General features: G+C 45.4%; 2 protein-coding genes. Both read left to right on the top strand.

The window, feature by feature from the left end:
• Positions 1–5: 5 nt before the first annotated feature.
• A complete protein-coding gene (locus GC102_RS40670; RefSeq protein WP_376769401.1) occupies positions 6–167 on the top strand; it encodes a dockerin type I domain-containing protein in 162 nt (53 codons plus the stop codon).
• Positions 168–846: 679 nt separating this feature from the next.
• Positions 847–5408: LamG-like jellyroll fold domain-containing protein (locus GC102_RS22020; protein WP_171691401.1), on the top strand; the 4562-nt coding region annotated here is incomplete at its 3' end.

Raw genomic sequence — 5408 nt, 5'->3', positions numbered from 1 at the left:
CAGATATCAGGGGAGGCGGTGTCTCAATTGGAGACTTGGCTATTGTTGCAGCAGCTTATGGCAAACAACAAGGTCAGTCGGGTTGGAATGAGTTAGCGGATGTAAATAAAGACGGCAAGGTTGGCCTTGAAGACCTTGCAATCGTAGCTTTAGCGATGTTTAAGTAAAATACCAAGGAATATTGTTGAATGAAAAGTTGAATTGATCGTATTAGCGTAATTGAGGATTGATCGGCAATGAAATGGGGGGAGAGCTTATCTCCCCCTTCTGTCGCCGATATGTAAAAGAGCGATCTAAACTGGTTATCTGCAAAGATTTGATAGATTTAGACGATCGAGTCGGTTTTGCTCACTACCGAATTCGTTCAGCCAACCCCAAAACGTAGTTGCCCTTATTTTTCTACGCAAGAATACCTCCTCGACAGCCTTACCGCTTTCCTTCACATATTAACCTGTTTTCTTATTGTCTTGAGGAGGATAATTGTAAAGTATTCCCATATTGCTTTTTAGGGATATTGTAAATGTTCACTTTTCGGGATAAAAATATTTATTTTTAGGATACTCAATGTACAACTGCAAATTTAAGATTAAATCATTAGCATTGCTTATCAGCGTGTAACTCGTTGTAGCAGAAGATTCCTACAAATCAGGTGCATCGGATATGGTTTACTCGTATCCTTTTCATAATCTTTGATCAATAAGGGAGGAATGGTGTTGGTAGAAGAATTTTAAATGGTAATATTCGGGTTATGAAATGCGAAACAGGATCTCATGGAAAAGACTTGACATTAACGGGCTAAGTAGTGCGATCATCAAATGTTTGTAAGAATAACAGGAGGTTAAATTCATGCAATTGGTTAATAGGATCCAAAAGTCATTTCTATCAATGTCTCTGATCGTTGTAGCCCTAGCAGGCAGTACTGGTCTCGTCGATTTGCTATTTCAGTCAGAAAAAAGCTCCGCAGCTGAGGCAGTAAACCCTACGGAAGCTCCTATCTTCAGCTTTATGTCCATATCTGACATTCATAACAGTACAGCGAATCTTTCCAAGGCGTTGGATGACTCTGTTGCTAACAATGTCAGTGCGATAGCTGTAGCCGGGGATATCACCAATAATGAAACAGATGGTGAATATGACATTGTCATGAATATGATGAATTCAAAACCTCATGCTCCTGTTTATTATGCAATTGGCAACCACGAGTATGACTATGAAAACGATTTCCAGATATCCAAGAACAGATTTTTAACTAAGACAGGAGCGCCGAGTTTAAACTACGATAAGTGGATCAATGGTTATCATTTCATTTTTTTAGGTCCTGATTACAAACCGCAAGAATTAAATGACGAGACGATCAGTTGGTTGGATAGCACGCTTGCTTCAAATGCCGACCCAAGCAAGCCGATTTTTCTATTCATGCATCAGCCAATATACCAAACTGTATCTAAATCATATTCTGATAATTATGGAAGTTCTGGTCCGCAGATGTATAAATTGCAGGATGTTCTGAAGAAATACCCGCAAAGTGTTTTTATTACAGGGCATCTCCATGATGATATTAAATTGCAAGGTAATTTATATAGTGAGGAATTCTCAGCAGTAAGAGATGGAGCTGTTATAAACAATCAGGGTTTAATCGTAGATGTGTATAACGACAAGGTGCAAATGAGGGGCAGAGACCTCAATTCTAAAACAACGATTTGGAATGGAACGATACAATTGAGACCGAATACAACCGGCGTATACGAAGCCGAAGATGGTTCATTCTCTTACGCAACCAATGCCGATGATGTAAATGGGTCTGGCGGCAAGGTTGTAAATATGAAGGATGGAAGAGGCTATCTTGAGATGCTCAGGGTTGACGGAGGCGCATCAGGCGGCCAAAAAATATTGAAAATAAGTTATGCTGCCGCTGCTGCCAATGCTTCGATGGGGGTATATGTAAATGGAACCAAGGTACAGACGCTTAGCGCTCCGACTACCGGAGGAACGGGTTCATATAGCGATTTGGATGTAGCTGTTGAACTGAAGCCGGGTACGTATAACAAGATAGCCATAAAAAGCGATAACAATGCAGCAGAAATGAACCTGGATAAATTACAAATTATCGAACCCGCCAATTACAGCACGATGTGGGGATTCAACAGCAATGGCAACGACAGTATCCCGAATGGGTTCAATGCAACCTTGCATGGAAGTGCTGCCTATGATACGGCAAATAAAATGGAAGGTTCAGCTTCACTCAGCCTCGACGGTGCTGACGATAATTATGCAAGTGCAGGTCTTATAGCGACAAAAACTGACGATGTAACCCTGACAGCATGGGTGAAGTGGAATGGTGCAACTTCAGGCTCTCAGATGATGTTGTCCAATGGCGACGGCCTTACCAATGGTTATTCAATAGCACTGGATCATGACCAAGGGGATAAGGTGTCCATCGTGATCAACGGTCAGACGATTCTTGGAACGCAGACTGCTTTGACGGCGGGACAATGGACCAATATCTCGGCGGTAAGAAGAAGCGGCACCTGGGAACTTGCTATTAATGGCAGCAGCGCGCTGGTAATAACCAATAATACAACAACGCCTGCCACACCTACAACGGGAACGTTTATAGGTGCAGACAGCAGGGGCAAACAGGGCTTCAATGGACGTATAGATTCTGTTAGGGTCTACAATCAAGCTTTGTCTACCGATCAGATAAAGGCGATTGCCAATGAAACTTCTGACGCTAAGTTGGAAAGCATCACAATTACCAATCTGCCAACACAGCGGAGTTATGCGATAGGTGAGAGTTTTAAAGTTAGCGGCTTGACCGTTGTTGGCACCTACAGCGACGGTTCTACAGGGAATGTGAACGTAAATGCAGACAACGTAACAGGCTTTAAGAACACAGCTCCAGAAACGGGCCAGACGTTAACGGTTACTGTGGGGGGGAGGACTGCTACTTTTACTGTAGATATATATACTTTAAAGGTCGGTACAGTTTCAGTGCCTGGAAAGATAGCAGCTCCGAACTATATAGCAAAGCATGACCAGCCGCAAGTTCAAGGAGGACTGGATGTAAATTATATAACGCCAGGCGTTTGGATGGACTACTCAGTGAATGTAATGAGTGCCGGAATTTACCGTGTAAATTACTTATATGGTAGATATGACGGTGGTAATGCTGGATTTGATTTTATTGTTGATGATGTTCTTCAGAAGTCAACACTTTTGCCGAGTTCCGGTGCCTGGGAGCCTAGTAAAATAGCTTCAGATACCGTAGCTTTAACCGAAGGCCCCCATACGGTAAGGTTGAGACTTAATTCCGGAAAAATTGTCTTTCGTTCGTTTGAGTTGTTGGCATTGCCGCCGCAGCTTCTTAACAGCATAACAGCGCCTACTGACACAGAGAACGCAATCGGAACGGCAAAAACAGCGGACGCCCTTGGATTGCCAAAGACAGTATCCATGGTTACCGATGCAGGTGGGGTGGATGCCAATGTGACATGGAGTGTAGATGCTTCCAACTATGATCCCACTGTAAAGACTATACAGACCTTCACTGTAAATGGAACTGTAACTTTGCCACCTGGGGTGCTAAATCCCAATAACGTGCCTTTGACAACAAGCATTAGAGTAACTGTTAATAAGATCCCGGCGTGGAACGCCACGGTTACCGCTTCAACGTATTACAGTGCCGATTTTACTCCAAACAAAGCGTTCGATGGCATCACAGTGAGTAGCGAATGGGCGTCCAAGGGAGAACAGAACCCATGGATCCAGGTGAATTGGACGACGAATCAAACGTTCAACAAGATTATCTTCTATGATCGGCCCAACACAGGGGACTGGGCGCCCGGCGGAACGCTTACCTTCAGCGATGGAAGCACTTTGACGGTTTCAGGAATCCCGAATAACGGGAGCGCTTATTCGGTAACTTTCCCTGACAAGACGGTGACATGGGTCAAATTCCAGGTATCCGGTGGAAGCGGGCCAAATGTCGGTTTGTCGGAAATGAAAATTGTCGCGCCTGCAATGCCTCAGACTCTCAGGAGCATCTCAGAGCCAGCAGCCATTACAGGATTGAGGAATGGTACAGACAAAACAGCGGGAGCCTTTGGATTGCCATCAACAGTACAACTGGTTACTGATGCAGGAAACGAAGATGCCAATGTGGTATGGGATGTAGGGGCATCATCGTATGATCCGTTGCTGAAGACACAGCAGATCTTCACTGTAAGTGGAACTGTAACACTGCCCCACGGTGTGTTAAATCCGAATAATGTTGCGTTGACAACGAACATCAGCGTGACAGTCTTGCCTGAAATGCCTGCCAAACTAGTAGCCCACTGGAAGTTCGATGAAGGCTCCGGTACGACCGTCGGCGATTCTTCAGGCAACGGCAACACCGGAGCTCTGGTTAACAACCCGACTTGGACCGATTCGGGCAAGATCGGCGGAGCGTTTGCTTTCAGCGGCGGCTCAAGGGCCGAGTTCAACGCTTCGGCAACTTTGATTCAAACGGGTGACGAGTCCGTGTCGTTATGGTTCAAGACTTCTCAACCAAAAGCCCTCACGAGCATTTTCCGTCACAGTAATCGTTTCACGGCCCTTCAGGTGGCAGTGGATCAGGCTCGCGTGGCCTATTGGCCCAATGGTTCATCCAGTTATAAAGCGTTGTATTTTCCATGGAACTACAACGATAACAATTGGCATCATTATGTGGCTGCCTACGATCATGCACTCGGGCTGAAGATCTATGTCGACGGTAACTTAGTGGCAAGCGACGCAACGAATCTCGGACCGCTTCCGATTGTAACGAATAAAATCGTGCTGGGGGCCTCTGAAACCGGCGGAGAAGCTTACAATGGGCTGCTGGATGACGTTCGCATATATAGCGGCGTGTTGACTCAGGACCAAGTAAAGCAATTGATGAATGCTGGAGTTGATCAACAACCGCCAACGACAACGGACAATGCTCCAAGCGGCTGGGTCAATCAAGACACCACGATAACCTTAAGCGCAAGCGATAACGGATTGGGTGTAGCCAATACCAACTACACGGTAGACGATGGCGCTGAGCAAACGGGAACTTCCGTCGTATTGTCAGAAGAAGGAGTTCATAAGCTTGTATATTGGAGTGTAGACAAGGCAGGCAACGTGGAACAGGCACATAAGGTATCCGTTAGTATTGATAAGAAAGCTCCTGAGGTGGAGGTGACCGTACCGGGAGATAACAGCTTTTATGAAGATTCCGTTGATTTGACGCCTCAGATTGCATTGACGGATAACTTGTCGGGTCTGGACAGCAGCAAGACGACGGTGACGCTGGATACGTATTCTTACCAAATCGGAACGGCGATCCCGCTCTATAAGTTGCCGCTTGGGCAGCATTCGCTTATTGTTACCTCCAGCGACATGGC

It is taken from the genome of Paenibacillus germinis, from assembly GCF_013141785.1.
GTDB classification, from domain to species: Bacteria; Bacillota; Bacilli; order Paenibacillales; family NBRC-103111; genus Paenibacillus_E; species Paenibacillus_E phytorum.
This window is presented reverse-complemented; position numbering and strand designations above follow the sequence as displayed.